The organism is Paenibacillus sp. Cedars, from assembly GCF_003184205.1.
Classification (GTDB): Bacteria; Bacillota; Bacilli; order Paenibacillales; family Paenibacillaceae; genus Paenibacillus_AQ; species Paenibacillus_AQ glucanolyticus.
Genome location: NZ_CP020866.1, coordinates 3,186,507 through 3,203,565 on the forward strand (window position 1 = coordinate 3,186,507; position 17,059 = coordinate 3,203,565).

14 protein-coding genes and 1 pseudogene are annotated in these 17,059 nt (G+C 47.4%); 3 read left to right on the plus strand and 12 right to left on the minus strand.

The features are described 5' to 3' along the window. Positions 1-18: 18 nt before the first annotated feature. From B9D94_RS16190 to B9D94_RS16215, 6 genes are all read right to left on the minus strand, one after another. The gene (locus tag B9D94_RS16190; RefSeq protein ID WP_148247496.1) at positions 19-471 is read right to left on the minus strand and encodes a DoxX family protein; all 453 of its coding nucleotides are present in this window, start codon (positions 469-471) and stop codon (positions 19-21) included. A 148-nt stretch (positions 472-619) separates the two neighbouring features. Beyond that, positions 620-1,861 (minus strand): MDR family MFS transporter, encoded by a 1,242-nt coding sequence (locus B9D94_RS16195; RefSeq protein WP_148247497.1) that lies wholly within the window; start codon positions 1,859-1,861, stop codon positions 620-622. 284 nt (positions 1,862-2,145) lie between these two features. Next, positions 2,146-2,550: an NUDIX hydrolase gene (locus tag B9D94_RS16200; protein WP_036638322.1), complete on the minus strand. Its 405-nt coding sequence runs from the start codon at positions 2,548-2,550 to the stop codon at positions 2,146-2,148. Positions 2,551-2,581: 31 nt separating this feature from the next. Then, entirely contained in the window at positions 2,582-3,040 is a 459-nt protein-coding gene (locus B9D94_RS16205) for a DMT family transporter (protein WP_006209898.1), read from the minus strand. A gap of 39 nt (positions 3,041-3,079) precedes the next feature. After that, the gene (locus tag B9D94_RS16210) at positions 3,080-3,781 is read right to left on the minus strand and encodes a Crp/Fnr family transcriptional regulator (protein ID WP_148247498.1); all 702 of its coding nucleotides are present in this window, start codon (positions 3,779-3,781) and stop codon (positions 3,080-3,082) included. Between the two features lie 51 nt (positions 3,782-3,832). After that, positions 3,833-4,258 carry a DMT family transporter gene (locus B9D94_RS16215; protein WP_006209895.1) on the minus strand — a complete coding sequence of 142 codons (426 nt, stop codon included), beginning with the start codon at positions 4,256-4,258 and terminating at the stop codon, positions 3,833-3,835. Between the two features lie 368 nt (positions 4,259-4,626). Here B9D94_RS16215 and B9D94_RS16220 point away from each other — a divergent pair, with 368 nt between their 5' ends. Next, positions 4,627-5,490, plus strand: coding sequence for a pentapeptide repeat-containing protein (locus B9D94_RS16220; protein ID WP_148247499.1), 864 nt, complete (start codon positions 4,627-4,629; stop codon positions 5,488-5,490). Positions 5,491-5,551: 61 nt separating this feature from the next. Here B9D94_RS16220 and B9D94_RS16225 read toward each other — a convergent pair. Both B9D94_RS16225 and infC read right to left on the minus strand, forming a co-directional pair. Beyond that, positions 5,552-5,835 (minus strand): annotated as a pseudogene (locus B9D94_RS16225) (glutamate--tRNA ligase family protein); the annotation flags it as partial. A 294-nt stretch (positions 5,836-6,129) separates the two neighbouring features. Continuing rightward, entirely contained in the window at positions 6,130-6,618 is a 489-nt protein-coding gene (gene infC, locus B9D94_RS16230; protein WP_148247500.1) for a translation initiation factor IF-3, read from the minus strand. Between the two features lie 176 nt (positions 6,619-6,794). Here infC and B9D94_RS16235 point away from each other — a divergent pair, with 176 nt between their 5' ends. After that, positions 6,795-7,610, plus strand: coding sequence for an alpha/beta fold hydrolase (locus B9D94_RS16235; RefSeq protein ID WP_148247501.1), 816 nt, complete (start codon positions 6,795-6,797; stop codon positions 7,608-7,610). 298 nt (positions 7,611-7,908) lie between these two features. On the opposite strand, the gene B9D94_RS16240 is transcribed toward B9D94_RS16235, so the two are convergent. The 4 genes from B9D94_RS16240 to B9D94_RS16255 form a co-directional block, all read right to left on the minus strand. Next, the gene (locus B9D94_RS16240; protein ID WP_253806171.1) at positions 7,909-8,586 is read right to left on the minus strand and encodes a metallophosphoesterase family protein; all 678 of its coding nucleotides are present in this window, start codon (positions 8,584-8,586) and stop codon (positions 7,909-7,911) included. A 256-nt stretch (positions 8,587-8,842) separates the two neighbouring features. Then, positions 8,843-9,688: a CheR family methyltransferase gene (locus B9D94_RS16245; protein ID WP_148247502.1), complete on the minus strand. Its 846-nt coding sequence runs from the start codon at positions 9,686-9,688 to the stop codon at positions 8,843-8,845. A gap of 33 nt (positions 9,689-9,721) precedes the next feature. Beyond that, positions 9,722-13,372, minus strand: a complete 3,651-nt coding sequence (locus B9D94_RS16250; RefSeq protein ID WP_172963956.1) for a response regulator — start codon at positions 13,370-13,372, stop codon at positions 9,722-9,724. A 216-nt stretch (positions 13,373-13,588) separates the two neighbouring features. Then, positions 13,589-14,029 (minus strand): GNAT family N-acetyltransferase, encoded by a 441-nt coding sequence (locus B9D94_RS16255; protein ID WP_148247504.1) that lies wholly within the window; start codon positions 14,027-14,029, stop codon positions 13,589-13,591. 266 nt (positions 14,030-14,295) lie between these two features. On the opposite strand from B9D94_RS16255, the gene B9D94_RS16260 reads away from it, so the two are divergent. Beyond that, positions 14,296-16,242 carry an elongation factor G gene (locus B9D94_RS16260; RefSeq protein ID WP_148247505.1) on the plus strand — a complete coding sequence of 649 codons (1,947 nt, stop codon included), beginning with the start codon at positions 14,296-14,298 and terminating at the stop codon, positions 16,240-16,242. Positions 16,243-17,059 lie beyond the last annotated feature (817 nt).

The window sequence follows — 17,059 nt, forward strand, 5'->3', positions numbered from 1 at the left end:
CTCCTTCTTCTCGATGGGTTACCCCTGGGGCGGAAGCCATCCTGCTGCTAGAGCCGCAGCAAGGAACAGCATTTGCATAATCGTTCTCGCTCCGATTGGAGTGACCGGTTTGCCCCCAAGTGTCAGCTTCTTCTGGGCCGCATATATGTTGGCGGGAAACATAGCCAGGAGCATTAGTGCCAGCCCTGTTGACGCAGCCATCGCAGTTGCCGGGATGAGAAGCAAAATCGCACCCGCAATCTCAAGAATACCTGTAAGACTGATCAGGATCTGGGCATTCGGTATTCTTGGCGGCATCATGGCAATCAGATCACCTCGAAGTCTGCCCCAATGCGCCGATGCGGCTACCAAAAACATGATGGCAACCGCAAACCGCAGGGAAATCACCCAATCATTCATGTAATCCCACCCTGCCCAGCCCAGCGTCCGAAACAATATAAGCGAAACCAGCATGGCTGCTAATGGTACCATCTCCTTCACCTCCAATTTGAATATTCTGTATTTTTATTATATATACCGACCATCGGTTTGTAAATATAATTGTTTGTATGTTTAAGGGAGCAAGCTCACGGCTGTGATACAACCGGGCTGGCTCCCTTTTGCAAACACTATTCTCTTCCTACGCCCTGCCCTCTTCATAAATTCTGAACAGCAGGATATACAGCACCGCACTGATCAGTGCTGCTGCCAGAATGATGGTGAAGATTCCCATAGGCGGCAGCCAAGCGGACAGGAATACCGTCACCGGTGCAAAAAACCTGCCGATCGTATACTGCAAACTGTCCGCCCCCATATACTGACCTCTTGCATGCTCGGGAGCATAACGGCTGATAAAGCTCTGTGTCACCGGAGAACGAACCATTTCGCCAAACGTGAACACCGTCGTTACAAAGAACAGGAACCAAATATTCGTGTGTAAACCAAGGGCAAACGTACCGATTCCGGACAACAGTGAAGACAGGACAAATACGTTGCGCTCCTTCCAATGATGGAACCATTTTGTGATCGGGATCAGAAACAGGACAAACAATAGTCCGCTATACCCCAGCAGCCAGCCTAATATTTCTGTGCTCGACAGCATAAGCGAATTTCCGTTCCAATGGATCAGTGCTTGGGAAGGTACATAATGGATGACATACACCGCTAGATACATATCCAATTGCATGATCGTCACAAGCGCAAAGATCCCCGCCAAAATATACAGCAGAAACACCTTATCCCTGAATATAATGCCATAGCCTCTCCATTGTTCCTTGAATGTATGTTTAATCGAGGCTGAACGTTCTGTGATTCTCGCTGACGCTGGCAATGTTTCATGAACAATGAAGTATATGGCGATGAAGTATGCCAGCAGAACGATGGAACAGGACCACAAGAGCTCTTGCCGATATTGGAAGAAAAAAACAGCCCCGAGTGCCGGACCCAGTACAGCTCCCACATTGTTGGCTGTCGTAAACATGGCGAATACTTGTCGCCGTTCTTGTGCCGGAACCAGATCCGCCACCATCGCCGTGCTGGCCGGTCTATAGATAGCTCCGCCGAATCCAATCGCTATAAAAGCCGCATAATCCATCCAATGTGAAGGCGATAGCGCAAACAGCGCAAACATGAGCGTTTGTAACGAAGCGCCAAGCAGCATGATGGGCCGTCGGCCTAACCGATCCGCCAAGGCACCCCCAAGCAGGTTGCCGATAATGCTGAATATCGGGGGGACCGTCATTAGAACACCCGCGATATGATTGCCCAGAGACTGACCAAAATAAACCGTTATGAAGGGAAAGTACATCCAATACAACATATTGAACAGCCCTTCGCCCAACAACCGGACCTTTAAATTGTTATCCCATAATCGTATGTGCACAAGACTCCCTCTTTCTATCCAAACAGCGCATGGTAAAAAGCTTCCGCGCTAACACGTCTCCCGGCCGGGTATTACAAACTATAGAGCATTTCCCTGCCAAAATATAGACTTATAATGAGGGCTGAGTTATACTAATAATATCAAAGCCGAATATACAAGTATTTAATTTCGATGCCCCATAAAACGAACATTTGTTCCGCATATAATAAGACGCTCCGGTCGGAGCGTCTTTTTTAGGGCATTCATATATGCCATTATCATGCTGTTCCAGCTTGCCTGAAGGCTTAATCAGCCAGCATCTTCTCGTTATGCAAATAATCAAAAATCATCTGACAAACGGCGGATACACGTTCCCTGTCCTTATAAGTGAACCAAGCTAAGGCTTCAATCTCCGAAGCTGGGTTCAGCTCTCCTTCATAGTCCGCGGTGTAACAGGTCATCGTTACTTGAACGCCCTCTAATTTACCGTGAGCGGCCGCATGAAAGCTGTCGACGCGCGCTGCCGTCTTTCTGTTGATTCGAACAGACAGCTCCTCCTCGATTTCTCTCACCAGCGTATCGATATCGGATTCTCCCGGTTCGCGTTTCCCTCCAGGCAGATAATAGGTGTCCTTGCCTTTGGAACGAGCAGTTAATATCCTTCCATCTACGATATGAAGCCAGGCGATTTTATCAATCTCCGTATTCATATGGATTCCTCCTCATCATTTCAACGCGTGTTTATGCCGCCTCTTGTTGCTCATGTTTCCCGCCCAGTTTAAAAACCAGGATGCCTCCGACAATAACGACAACACCGATCAGTTGGTTCATCGTAAAGGGAACCTTCTCCAGGCCTAACCAGCCGAGGGAGTCCCATAACAAAGCAAAGCCGAGCTGTGAGGTCATGACGATCGAAATAGCGAACGTTGCTCCCAGCAGCCTTGTCGCCTGCACGAGACAGATCACCACACCAACACCGATCAAACCGCTGATCCAGTACCACGGCTCCATATTTTGAATATTAAACGTACCCTTACCCTCCACGATAAGACTCATGCTTAATGAAGCCACAAAGCCCATGCCTAACACCAAGGTGGTTGTGGACCATGATCCTGTTTTTTCATTGACTCTATTATTGAAGATATTTTGCAGACTGACCAGTGAACCTGCGATAAGTGCTAATATTAATCCTGCTATCATGCTCGATCTCCCTTGCTGAATGATTCATATTGTTGCGTGTTACTCTTCATAAATATTGCCGCCGGCTACAATTGTCAAAGCTTCTCGATTCTTAATCAGAATGAATCCCTTGCGGCGTTCAATCAGACCCTCTTGGCTAAATTTTAAAATCACGCGGTTTAAGTGACGGTAACTGGTTCCGAGTAAATTCGCGATATCGGTGAGGTTGAATGCGGTTGGATCATCTGTCTTGAGCGTGTCCGAATCCTCCACCGAGACCGACAGCAAATAACTGGCCAACCGCACCTCTACCGGATGCAGCAAATTAAAGCTTAGGAAATTGGATTTAATATAAAATTTTCGTGTAATGATGCGCAATAAAAATTGCAGCAGCGGCGAATGCTCCTGTCCGCATTTTCGTAACCAGCGATAATGCACGCCAATCATGTACACGGGCGAGACGGCTTGAACCGTATTAATCATCGGATTCCCTTGGATATATTCAATATCTCCAATCACCTCAAGAGGTGTTTTGAAGGAAAGAACGAGGGCTTTGCCTTCCGCAGAGGTTGTGTATATTTTGATTTTCCCCTGGACAAGGATGTACAGCATTTCGGCAGGTTCTCCTTGCGTGCAGATGATATCCCCCTGATCGAAGCGATACAACACCAAATAAGGCATTAACTCCTCATGAAACACGGACTCCATCTCATGGTTCAGCAGAAAGTTTCGCAGAAGCTCTGCATTATGAATTTCCTTCACGTTTCTATCTCCCTCTCCAGCCTTCCAATCTTCGGCACCAGCCGTGCCTCATCATAATTTTATAATGACCACTCCAGCGATCATCATCCCGATGCCAATGAATTGTGGCAAACTCATCCTCTTCTTCACCACTCCGAACCAGCCGTTGCTATCGATCAGGAAAGTCAAAAATAGCTGCGCTATTAACAATGCAGATATCGTTAACGTAACACCGATATTCTGAATGGCCGTAACTTCACTGAATATAATGGGCGCTCCCAAGGCTCCTCCAATCAGATAAAGCGGCTTTACCTGTCCAAATCCTTGCTTGCTTCCGTCCCGGACGAACAGTAGAATAACCAAAGCCATCATGAATCCGGTCAGCTGCGTTACCGTTGCGGCTTGCCAGGTGCCCATATCCTGACTGATCCGGGCATTCGCTACGCCTTGCAGTGTAATGCAAGCTCCGCCAATGAATGCAAATATAATTCCCCTCATGGTTCAAACTCCTTCATATATATAGGTCTGTATACTATTAAAAGTGAAATGGCTGAACTCAGGAAAGGACATATGTCCTGAAATGGTTTAAAACCTGCATGCTTTCAGATAAGAAATCACGAATTCCATTATATACTATCCGTCAACTTTGCATTTAACATACAAATAAGCTGCCCGCGTTTCTTGACAGCTTAAGCTTTATTCGTATAGCACGCCCCATTTACGCTCCCTCATATTAATCGTCTCGCATGGTATAAAACAGTTATAACCAAGTTTGCTTATATGGTGCGGCCATCATTATGTTTTACTATAAATATATAAATGTAAACCGCTTTACATATTGGATTGGGAAGGAGCTCCTGTAAGTGATGTTAGACAGACAAGACCATGCTCACAATGAACGCAACCGTATGAATCTGCAATCCGACTGCAGCAGCTGCTTTGGATTATGCTGCGTCGCGCTGCCCTTCGCGGCCTCGGTTGACTTTGCCATGAATAAAGATGGCGGGACGCCTTGTCACCATCTGCAATCCGACTTTCGCTGCGGCGTTCACGGCAGCTTGAGGCAGCGCGGCATGCGAGGCTGCACCGTATTTGATTGCTTCGGAGCGGGACAGATGGTTTCGCAGGTTACCTATAACGGCCGTGATTGGAGGCAGGCTCCGGAAACGGCACAGGAAATGTTCGATGTATTCCCGGTCATGCGACAGCTTCATGAGCTGTTATGGTACCTGAACGAAGCCATGACATTGCAGCCAGCGCAGGAGATACATTCCAACTTAAGAGAGGCACTGGACGAGACCAAGCGGTTCACTCTGCTTCCACCCGAATCCCTGTTACGGCTGGATATCGCAGCACACCGGTCCGAGGTGAACCGGCTGCTCCTTCAAACAAGTGAACTCGTACGGGAGAATGCGCGCCGTTTATACAGAGATAATCCTGTCCGCCGGAAGATCGGCAGCCGTGGAGCCGATCTCATCGGAGCTAAACTGAAAGGAGCCGACCTGAGATACGCGAACTTAAGAGGCGCATATCTGATCGCCGCGGATCTCAGTGGAGCTGATTTGAGAGCCGCTGATCTGATCGGTGCGGATCTCAGGGATGCCGATCTAAGGGGAGCTGACCTGACGGACAGCATTTTCCTTACCCAGTCCCAGCTTAATGCAGCGAAGGGCGACGCCAATACCAAACTGCCACCCTCCCTGTCACATCCGATACATTGGGTGGATTAAGCCTAATGAGGGACGGTATATCATATGAAATGGGTCACGAACGTACCAAAACCTCCGGCGTATACCCGAGCCACGCGATATCCTCCTGGATCGCTTGTACGTATTTCACATCCTCCTTCAGAGGATTCGTATCGTCAAACCGAAGGTTGAATGTTCCATGAAATTGGCTTGCTATGGAATGGTTGATGTGTATGGCATAAGCGCTGCCAATGTGCAGGTAGCCGTTAGGCTCAGGCGGGAAGCGGGTGGCCACGTTCTGTGGTAACCTCCCTTTTCAATACCTTCCTTAACCATTCTTGTCAAAAAATCCACCGTTTCTTCTCCCAAACCCTTATCATGGATCATGCCGAGCTCCTCCTTCGAATTCATCCCGAATAACTTCCTGAAAAAATAAAAAAATCCCGTCTCCAAGACATTAGTCTTGGGGACGAGATTGGTTTCGCGGTGCCACCCCTATTTACCGATATATCACGATATCAGCCTTATCGGGTACGGCTATCACAAAACAAGCTTATACCCTTGCTCTGTAACAGGAGCTCCTGTCGCACCATCCTATCTATAAATAAAAAAGTAAACCGTAAGCGTCACTTAAAATCGCAAAAAATCTTATGAAAATCCCTCCGTTAAACGGTCCAGGAATCAGATTGGCAGCAATTTAATGGTAGCCAACTTGCCGCTGACCTGAATGCCGGTCTCCTTCTTGCCGACCTCGGCCAGATCATGGACCAAACGCTCAAGCAGCTTGCGGGCTGCTTCTCCCTCCTTGCCTTGAATGCGGATGACCGGCTGCACGGCTTTATCCGCTGCAAGCAGCTTGTGCATTTGTGACAGCTTGGTATCGTAGTCGTGCTCCTCGATATGTACAGACAAGCGGAATTCCTTCACTTTAATTGGACCGGATGTTTCATTATGGCCTTTCTTTTCCTTCGCAGCCACCTGCTTAGCCTGCCCCCGGCTCACCAGCTTACATGGTGGCGGGCTGCTAAACAAAGAGGTACACACCAGATCGGCTTTGTGGCTCTTGGCCAGTGCGAGCGCCTCTTCCCTTGTGACGATGCCCAGACTCTCGCCGTTTAACCCGGTAAGTTCAACCTCTCGTGCCTTTATCTTTTCATTCATAATCAACATAAACAAGTCCTCCCATCATACGTGTCTCTCCCATTTCTTCTCTTGATAGAATAACATATTCCCTTATCTGCATGGATTGTTTTAATAATGACAATAGTTGTCACTATTATGGGTTATAGTTGAACTACAAACAACAAGCAATGGGATAGGTTCCATTGCCCTAAGGAGGATATGATATGCAGTCCGCTCAGGATATTCAATCAACCAAACGCAAGTATTTTCAATCAGGCAATTTGAAACTCTCCTACCTCGATTATGGTGGCGAGAGTCTTAATGTTCTCCTTATGCTGCATGGGCATATGAATGATGCCGAAACCTTCACGAAATTAGCCGCAAAGTTTACGGATTGGCGGGTGATCGGGCTTGACCAACGCGGTCACGGCTGGAGTGAGCATTCCCCGGATAAAAATTATTCAAGAGAGAGTTATGTGGAGGATATCCACACCTTGATTACATCCGAGTTAAAGGGACAACAGGTAACATTGCTCGGACATTCTTTAGGAGGTATCAACGCATACCAGTTTGCCGCCCGGTATCCGCAGTACGTTAAAGCCGTTATCGTAGAAGACATCGGGGCTGAGATTGACGTCGACATGTCCTTTATCGGGAACCTGCCGGAACGATCAGATACACTAGACGACCTTAAAGAGGCTCTTCTACGTATTGGCCTAAGAAATGTCGATTACTTTGCTGAAAGCGTATTTGAAGATGAGAGAGGCTGGGGCTTCCGTTCGGATCTTCAGGGAATTCCGGTTTCTACACAGCATACGAAAGGCGACTGGTGGAAGGATTGGTTGGCCTCCACTTGCCCGATCCTGCTTATTCACGGCAAACAAAGCTTCGCCTTGGACGAAGCCCATGCCAAGTTGATGGCAACTCGGAGGTCTCATACTTCTCTCGTCGTTTTTGAACAATGCGGCCACGATATCCATTCTACCGATTTGGAAGGATATACCCAGGCAGTGAAGGAGTTCCTAGACACGCTAACATAAAAAATCCAAACAGATAGCAGTCAGCATAACGAGAAGCATGTTGAAAAATTTTCTTATGTAGGATAGACTTCCAAGATATCATTTTCCCTGTAAGTGTGGTGATAAGAGTATGCAGCTGCTTGGCAGGATACTAATCTTTATTCCTCTATTCTTGATTTTTTACTTATAATCTCAGGTCTCATCTCATTGATTTTGTCCGCTGTAATGGTGGATAAGCTAAGAAATAGCAGGGATTATTAGTCTTACTAGCAAACACCTTAACTCGACGAAAACCTTTTGTCGAGTTAAGGTGTTTTTTTCATTTCTCGAGGTTCTGCTTTAACGGGACAAAATAGGTTTGGTAAACCTTTCCTTCCCTGATTTCCAGGCAGTTCAGCTGTTTGCCGTACACGCATGCCCCATCAATGCCAATCTTGTCTCCATCCTCACTGAACCAAACCTTCTCGGATGCATGCAGGTTGATGGCCGGCGTATGCCCGAATACAACGGTTTTGGGAAGACGGGTCGGATAATTATAGAACTTGTCGCGAATCCATATGAAATCATCCTGCACCTGCTGCTTCCAATCCTCCACAGCCGGATTAATCCCGGCATGCACAAAGATGTGGGTGTCTGTCTCATAATATAGCCGGAGTGTATTGAGGAATGCGAGATGATGTTCATAATGCTTCTTAATATAGGCTTTACCCTCGTTATACTTGTCCCGCTCCATTTCACCTTCAAAGAAATCAGCGCCGCAGTAACTCTCAATTGTATGTCGCGCACCGTTGCGAATCCAGCGCGAATTCACTTCCTCCGTATCCAGCAGAATAGCATCCAGCATCATCTGATCATGGTTCCCGCGAAGGGTGATGACTCCGCAATCTTGCAGTGCCATTACCTGTTCCACAACTTCCTTGCTTCGCAGTCCCCGGTCCACATAATCACCAAGCAGGATGAGCCGATCTTCATCCGGATCAAAACAAACGTCTAACAATAACTGATTAAACTCATCATAACAGCCATGAATGTCACTAATAGCTAAGACCCGAATCGTGATCCCCTCCACTTCTTAGGAAATGATATAAACCCAAACACCCATAAATTGTACATTCTAATTAGGTATTCTAGCATAATCTTATCATTCGCGAAGAACACTTCTATACGGCCTGCCGTGGATCTCACATAAAAAAAGGCGCTCCATCAAGTCCTATTGACCCGCTGGGAACGCCTCTTTAAGCTTGCAGTCATCTCTACTTTATTTTTCGATACAGCTTTTCCCTGTCATCCATCGCTTCATAACAGTGGGTGTAGGGATTAAACAGAATGGATTCCTTATCCCCAAGAACCAGAAAGCCCAGTTTAGCCAGACTCTCATAAAAAAACTGATGTACGCTGTGCTGCAGCTCTCTATTGAAATAGATGAGCACATTGCGGCACAGAATGACATTGAACTCATTAAACGACTGGTCCGTCACCAAATTATGTCTGGCGAACACGATATTTTTCATCAATGAAGAATGAAAGATAACCGATTCATGCTGCGCTGTATAATAATCCGCAAAATCCCGCGTTCCGCCGGATCGGATATAATTCTGCGTGTATGCCTTCATGTTACGCAAGGGAAAGATGCCTTTTTGCGCCGATTCCAGCGCATCGTCATCAATATCCGTTGCGTAGATACGCGCTTTGTCATACAGGCCTTCCTCTTGGAGAACAATCGCCATGGTGAGCACCTCCTCGCCCGTAGAGCACCCCGCATGCCAGATGCGGATATGCGGGTATGTCCGCAGGTACGGCACCACCTTTTGCCGAAAGGTCAAATACATGGAAGGATCCCGAAACATCTCCGTGACATTCACCATGAAGTAATTCACAAGCTGCTGCATACTCTCCGGTTGATAAAGCACTCTGGGAATGAGAGAGGCAATCGATTCCTCACCCATCCGCTGCATGCCATGTCGAATCCTGCGCCGGATGTAATCATACGCATAATTCCGAAAGTCATAACCGTACATCCGATAGATAGCCTGCAGCAGCAGCTCTACCTCAATCTTCTCGCGTTCGGCATATTCATCGTTGACCGATGGATTCATCATCTCATCCTGGTTGAGAATAATCTTCTGCCTCCTCTATGTGTAAAGCCATACCTTCAGCAAGGACAGCAGCTTCTCGACATCAATCGGTTTGGTGATGTAATCGGAAGCACCCGCATCAATGCAGCGCTGACGGTCTTCCTTCATGGCCTTCGCTGTCAGGGCGATAATCGGCAGCTTGTCGAATTGCGAGATCTCTCGAATCGCCTTCATCGTCTCATAACCGTCCATTTCCGGCATCATGATATCCATCAGCACCAGATCAAAATTGTGATCCTTCTGGAGCATCTCAAGCGCTTCCCGTCCGTTTTCTGTGAAGACCACGTTCAGTTTATAGGATTCCAGCACACTGACCAGCGAGAAAATATTACGGATATCGTCCTCCACCAGCAGAATCCGTTTTCCTTCGAACGCATCTTCATTGTTATACAGCTTACGCAATAGATTGCGTCGATCTTCCGGTAAATTGGCCTCTACCCGGTGCAGGAACAACGCCGTCTCGTCAAACAGCCGTTCCTGCGATTTCACGTTCTTAATGATGATGCTCTCCGCATATTTCTTCAGTTCGATTTCTTCCTTCATATCCAGTACTTTACCCGTATAAATAATAATCGGCAGCTGCTGAAGATGCTTGGTCTGCCGAATGCGGTCCAGCAGCTCGAAGCCCGTAATGTCAGCCAGCCCCAAATCCAGTACCATGCAGTCAAAATGCTCCCGCCCCAGCTCGCGCAGTGCTTCCGCACCCGTGGAAACGGCCGTTATGATGACATCATCATGACCAATCAGCTCTACCATGCTGCTGCGCAGAATAACATCGTCTTCAACAATCAGCAGCCGCTTGAGATCACGATCCACAAAGGTTTCGATATGAGCCAAAGCTCCCTCAATCTGATTCTTGTTGGCCGGTTTCTTCAGGTAGGCCATTGCCCCCATGCTTAAGCCCTGCTGCGGCTCATCAACCACGGAAATGACATGCACCGGAATATGGCGCAAATCCGGCTGCTGCTTCAGCCGCTCGAGTATGGTCCAGCCATCGATGACAGGCAGCTGAATATCAAGCATAATGGCATCCGGTTTATAGGCATGCGCAAGCGCCAAGCCCCGGTCCCCTTTCAGCGCAACAATCCCTTTAAATTTATGTGCGCGAACGATATCCAGCAGTATTTTCGCAAAATGGATATCATCCTCAATGATTAATAAGATCCGGTCGCCAGGCTTAATATGTTCCCGGTCATCCTCCATTTCGGAGACGGTCAACAGATCGGGATCGGATAATTCAATATCCGTTGCCAGAACCTCTTCCGAAGACGAAGAAGATGAGGGTACGCCCGGGATAACGGCTTCATGGGCAGCGGCGGCTTCCTGAATACCTGATGCCTCTGGTAGAACCGGGGTTTCCGGCACATATAGCGTGAAGGTGCTGCCTGTGCCTTCCTGGCTTTTAAAATCAATGTATCCGCCAATCAATCCGGCCAGCTCGCGGCTGATTGTAAGCCCAAGTCCCGTGCCGCCGTATTTGCGGCTAGTGGATCCATCCGCCTGCTGGAACGCCTGGAAGATGACATCCTTTTTATCCATCGATATGCCGATGCCCGTATCGGTCACGGAGAATGCAGTCCATCCCCCTTGACTCATTTCACTGAAAGGCTGTTGATGATTCGTACGGGTTACCTGCAATGTTACAGAGCCCTGGCTGGTAAATTTGAAAGCATTGGATAACAAGTTTTTCAGAATCTGCTGCACGCGCTGTACATCGGTATGTAACGAATGAGGCAGACCCTGCTCCATCTCGATATGGAACTCAATGCCTTTTTTCGCCGCAAGCGGCTCGAAGCTGCGCTGCAGGGTTTCCTTAATCTCTTCGAGAATAACAGGCTCCAACTCAACCTTCATCTGTCCCGCCTCTACCTTCGACAGGTCGAGAATATCATCAATCAGATGCAGCAGATCATTGCCCGAAGAGTGAATCGTTCGCGCGAAATCCACCTGCTTCTCATTCAGGTTCCCTTCCTTGTTCCCCATCAGAATTTCGGACAAGATCAATAAACTGTTCAGCGGCGTCCTGAGCTCATGGGACATATTCGCCAAGAACTCCGATTTATATTTCGATGCAGACTGCAGGTCGGAAGCCTGTTTCTCCAGCATGAAGTTCTGCTTCTCAATCTCGTCTTTGATTTCTTCAATCTTGCGCATATGCGCTTCCACTTGCTCCGTACGGTTGCTCAGCTCCATATTGTTCTTCTCCAGCTCTTCTTGCTGACGCTGCAGCCGTTCTTCGGATAGTTTCAAGGCCTCGTTGGACGCCTTCATCTCATCTTGCTGTGACAGCAGCTCATCCGATTGTGCCTTTAGCTCTTCCGTTTGCACCTGAAGTTCCTCGGACATCGCCTGAGACTCCTCCAGCAGACGCTTGACTTCCATCTGGGCAAGAACGTTATTCATCGCAATGCCCAGCGTACTCCTTGCCTGATCTACCAGCTTCAATTGTATTGGAGTAAAGGCTTCTAGCGAAGCAAGTTCAATAACCCCTTCAAGCTCTCCTTCATATTCAACAGGAAAAATGAGAATGCTGCGCGGGGCAGATTGCCCGAGACCGGTCGTTATTTTCACGTGATCATCAGGAATCGCTTCCATAACGATGGTTCTTTTCTCAACGGCGCATTGACCGACCATACCCTCACCCATATTGAATACCGAGGCGCCCATATCGGTGCCTAAAGCAGCGAATGAAGCCGTCTTATGAAGCTTGTCACCCTTCCGCAGGTAAAAAACACCATAGGAGGCGTTGACCAGATGTGCCATTTTGGTAATGAAGGCCTCGGCAAGCGGGTTGATATGGCTGATGCCTTGATACGAGATAGCTACATCACCGGTACTGGTCTGGAGCCAGCTTTGTCTCTCGTGATTTTCGAGCAGCCGGTTGGTGGCTTCACCCAAATCCCTGACCTCATCCTTGGTTCGAACCACAATACGCTTGGAGCGTAAATTGCCTTCGGAAGACGCAATGTCCGAAATCGCATGGACCACTTCCCGGATCGTGTTCACGATAGACTTCGAAATCACCACGCCAACTGTAATGGAGAGAACAATGACCAATGCCAGAACAATATAAAGCACGTTTTTGAAGTCCGCGTTTTTTTGATCGAGCTCATCTACGCGCTTCTGTGTCAGACTTTTCTCCGTGCTGCGGAAATCTGCCAGCTGTGACCGCATTTGATCAACGATTTTTTTACCCGGGTCCTCCATGAAGAATTGAAAGACTCCTTCGTTGTCATTCGCTTTTTTCATAGCAACAACGGACTCTCCAGCGGTATCAATCCATTCTTCGATGTTGGCCTTGATCTCCTCCAAACGATTCTGCTGATCGGGATTATCGGCTATTAACTCATGGAGATTGGAAAAATCCTTCTGCCAATTGGCCTGTCCGTCTGTATAGGGTATTAAGTATCGGTCATCCCCGGTAAGGGCAAAACCTCTCTGTCCTGTCTCCATATCGAGCACATGTTTTTCAATCTGATTCGTCAAATTGTGAACTTCAATATCATGCTCCACGATAAAATCAATCTCTTTCTCAAGAGATGAAATTCGATCGCTGAGAACAAAGATGGAAGCTCCCAGAAAAATAACGATGATCAAATAACCAAGCACAATCTTTGATCCTATGGTAAGCCTCATATTATGTAACACGTTTTTCACTTCCCTTTCCCCGGCATCCATCCTTTTTTGAGGAACCAAACCATAAAGAAGAATACGCCGAACCCTTTCATCGAAAAAAGGACTTGGCGTAATTACGGATACTTCTGGCACATGTCGTACTCGAAGCTTGATATGATAATGTCTCTATCACTCACGTTTAAGTTTACGATAGTTTCTATGATGATGTCTAGATTTACATAGGGTCTTTTATATATAACTATATTTGGCCATCGCATCTCCCCACGGAGCATAACCGGCTTCCTGGAACCCCATTTGGGTGTATACCGTTTTGGCCCGCTCATTCTCGGATTTATAACATAACATCACATGGTCTGTTCGGTCCGAAGCCTTCCGAATCTCATCAAGAACGAGCCGAATCGCAGGTTTGGCATAATGCTGCCCTTGAAACCTGCCGTCGATCATAAACCGGTATATCCAGTAGTTATCATCGCAAGAATGAGGACCGTACATGACAAAACCAATCATCTCATCATCATGATAGATCGCCCTGGTTTCGAATCCTTCCATAAATTGTGCCTCGGCTATCGAGTATAGATTAGGTGCAATCCATTTCTCTTGTTCCGGCTTGGGTTTGAGACGGATGCAATCCTCCCAATTATCTTTATCTATGACATGAAGTGTTATCAAGTGCAAGACCCCTTCAATATGGTTTATGCCTCTATCCTAATCCAATGCGAGCTATTTTTCACGGTATTAAATATGTAAATCCAAATAGAGCTCTTCAAAACAAGATAATTAATAATTATAAGCGTTTGTTCCATATTCCGAACATGCTGCGACGGATAAACTAAAGTTAACTTTATTTAAATGGAGGCGTTTATCTATGCGGCAATTCAAAAACCATACCCAATCGAAAGGACTACAAAACATGAAACGAATGAGGGTTATACTATATGCAGAAAATATTGAATATTGGGGTTCTGGCCCATGTTGACGCCGGTAAAACCACACTAACAGAGCAAATTCTCTACCGATCCGGTATCATTGAGCAGGCTGGCTCGGTCGATCAGGGCAATACAACCACCGATTCCCTCGAAATTGAGCGAAGACGGGGAATTACGATTAAATCCGCGGCGGTATCGTTCACGCTGGGTGATCTTAAAGTCAATCTCATCGATACGCCGGGGCATGCGGATTTCATCTCGGAGGTCGAGCATTCCTTAAGTGTTCTGGATGGCGTCATTCTGGTTATTTCCGCCGTTGAAGGTGTACAGGCCCAAACCCGGGTGCTCATGCAAACACTGAAAGAACAAGGTATCCCTACCCTACTGTTCATGAACAAAATCGACCGAATGGGTGCGAACTACAACCGAGTTCGTACCATGCTGCGGAATCTGCTGGATGAACATATTTGTGAAATGAGCCGTGTTGATAATGAAGGCAGCACATCCGTTCACGTGGACATGGCAGATCCCCATAACTCAGGTTGGCTGGAGATCTTGGCGCTGCTTAACGACGAGCTGCTGCAAGATTACGCTCATGATGTTCCTGTATCCAGCGAACGGCTGAAGGAAGAATTGCGCAAGCAAACCCGGCAGGGTAAAGCTTATCCCCTGTTTGCAGGCTCCGCCGCCAAAGGAGTTGGCATGGAGCCGCTGCTAGCGGCACTGAACGACTTTTTCCCGGTTAACGACCCGTCTGAGCTGAATCATGAACCGCTATCCGGCTTGGTGTTCAAAGTGATTAAACAGCCGAGCGGGGAACGGAATGTCTATTTTCGGCTGTTCGCCGGGAAAGTCCAGGCCCGTGATGAAATCTCGGTTACGTCACAGGACGGACAAACCACGATGCTTAAAGTGAAGCAGCTGCATGCTCTGCAGCATGGAAAATCCGCTCCGGCCGGTCATATTGATGCAGGGGATATCGGCATCCTGATCGGTAGCGAGCTAAGGGTTGGCGATGTTATCGGAGCCGTGTCTGACAAGATGAAGGTTGTTCACTTTCAGAAGCCACCCATTCAGGTCCATGTCTCAACGAAACAACCCGAAGACGAACATAAACTGCACAATGCACTAAGCGATCTGACCGTTGAGGATCCATTTCTGCAGTACGTTCAGGATACAAACACAAAGGAAAACATCATCCATGTGTTCGGCAAAGTCCAGCAAGAGATTCTGGTAGAGACGCTTCAGCGGCAATACGGCATCGAAGCTGTTTTTTCAGCTCCCCGGGTCATTTGCATCGAGAAACCCTGCGGTGTCGGAGAAGCTGTTGAATATATAGGGGAGTGCCCATTCTATGCAACCGTCGGCTTGCGGGTTGAACCGGGAGAACCGGGATCCGGTCTGCAGTATCGCTTGGACGTTGAGCTGGGCTCCCTTCCTCTATCCTTCCAGAAAGCGATTAAGGATACCGTCATTGAGGTGCTTCAGGAAGGGCTGTACGCATGGTCCGTAACGGATATCATCGTGACGCTGACGCATACCGGTTACGCAAGTCCCGTATCCACGGCCAAGGATTTTCGCAGCTTAACCCCGCTTGTCCTTATGGAAGCGCTGACCCAAGCCGGGACGGAGGTATACGAGCCCATGAATGATATCCAATTCATCCTGCCGGAAAGCAGCTTAAGCAAAGTTTTATCCAGGTTAGCTGCACTTGAAGGAACGTATCAGGAACCTGAATTCCGTAACAACGTCGTTCATCTTCATGGCACGATTCCTGTGCGCACTTCCGACGAGCTGAAATCAGAAGTTCATTCCCTGACAAGCGGTGAAGGCATGCTCTCCGTTAGACCAGGCGGCTACGTGAAGGTGCAGACCACCATCCCTGAGAATAAACGGCGACAAGTAAACCCGCTTAATCGCGGTGAATATATGCTTCACTTGAATAAGATCCTGTAATGAAGAGAAGCAGGCACAATACACCACATGAGAAAATTCCCTCCGCCCAAGCGAAGGGAATTTCTTCTGTCTAACTCCATATCTAATAAGCGAAAAGATAAGTTCGAGCACGCTACACTTACGAAAGGCGGCGAACAACCCAATCATTATTCATATAATCTGAATATTATACTATGAAGAAGTAAGATGATTCTTAATCATGATATATCAGGAGGCTAGACGCTATGCCTGCAATAATAGGGGTTCTTTCCGTTATACTGATGTTGCGCGTCGTTAAACGCAGATCCCGGAGGAATAATCGCTAAGCCACCTTTCCCTCCCATACCCATAAGAAAACCGCCAGTTCTTCTACTGGCGGTTTATTGTTTATGTGTATGTGTATGTGTATGTGTATGAAGAACTTCATGGACCGGTACTTACCCTGTACAAATGCAGCCACCTTCTTGTTCAGATTCATTTATAAGCACGATTTCGCCATATTTGTTATCCACAATGAATTATTTCTGAATCTATTGATATTCTGGTCCGTAAATACCTCCTCACAATAATTATATGCGGCACATGAAATAGAAGCATGCCTATGCCTATTCTCGTTCTCTTTTCGCGGAGGTTGTGGGTCTAAGCTGGTTTCAAGTGTAAGTAAGATCAATAGTCCGATAATCCACCAGTTCATGTTAAGGTAACCGCCATTCTCTCTTTTTCGCACGAATACCAACCTTTCATCCCTGCAGCTTATGCTGGGTTATTTCTGCGTTCTAATGGACCTTGATCCTCATCCATAATGGTTCATCCCCCTATCATATCCGTTCAATAACGA

Excerpts from the sequence above, each read along its gene's own strand:
- B9D94_RS16245 (WP_148247502.1), bottom strand. The coding sequence starts at position 9,688 with ATGATGAATCCATCGGTCAACGATGAATATGCCGAACGCGAGAAGATT.
- B9D94_RS16215 (WP_006209895.1), bottom strand. The coding sequence starts at position 4,258 with ATGAGGGGAATTATATTTGCATTCATTGGCGGAGCTTGCATTACACTG.
- B9D94_RS16220 (WP_148247499.1), top strand. The coding sequence starts at position 4,627 with ATGTTAGACAGACAAGACCATGCTCACAATGAACGCAACCGTATGAAT.
- infC (WP_148247500.1), bottom strand. The coding sequence starts at position 6,618 with ATGTTGATTATGAATGAAAAGATAAAGGCACGAGAGGTTGAACTTACC.
- B9D94_RS16235 (WP_148247501.1), top strand. The coding sequence starts at position 6,795 with ATGCAGTCCGCTCAGGATATTCAATCAACCAAACGCAAGTATTTTCAA.
- B9D94_RS16205 (WP_006209898.1), bottom strand. The coding sequence starts at position 3,040 with ATGATAGCAGGATTAATATTAGCACTTATCGCAGGTTCACTGGTCAGT.
- B9D94_RS16190 (WP_148247496.1), bottom strand. The coding sequence starts at position 471 with ATGGTACCATTAGCAGCCATGCTGGTTTCGCTTATATTGTTTCGGACG.
- B9D94_RS16260 (WP_148247505.1), top strand. The coding sequence starts at position 14,296 with ATGCAGAAAATATTGAATATTGGGGTTCTGGCCCATGTTGACGCCGGT.
- B9D94_RS16200 (WP_036638322.1), bottom strand. The coding sequence starts at position 2,550 with ATGAATACGGAGATTGATAAAATCGCCTGGCTTCATATCGTAGATGGA.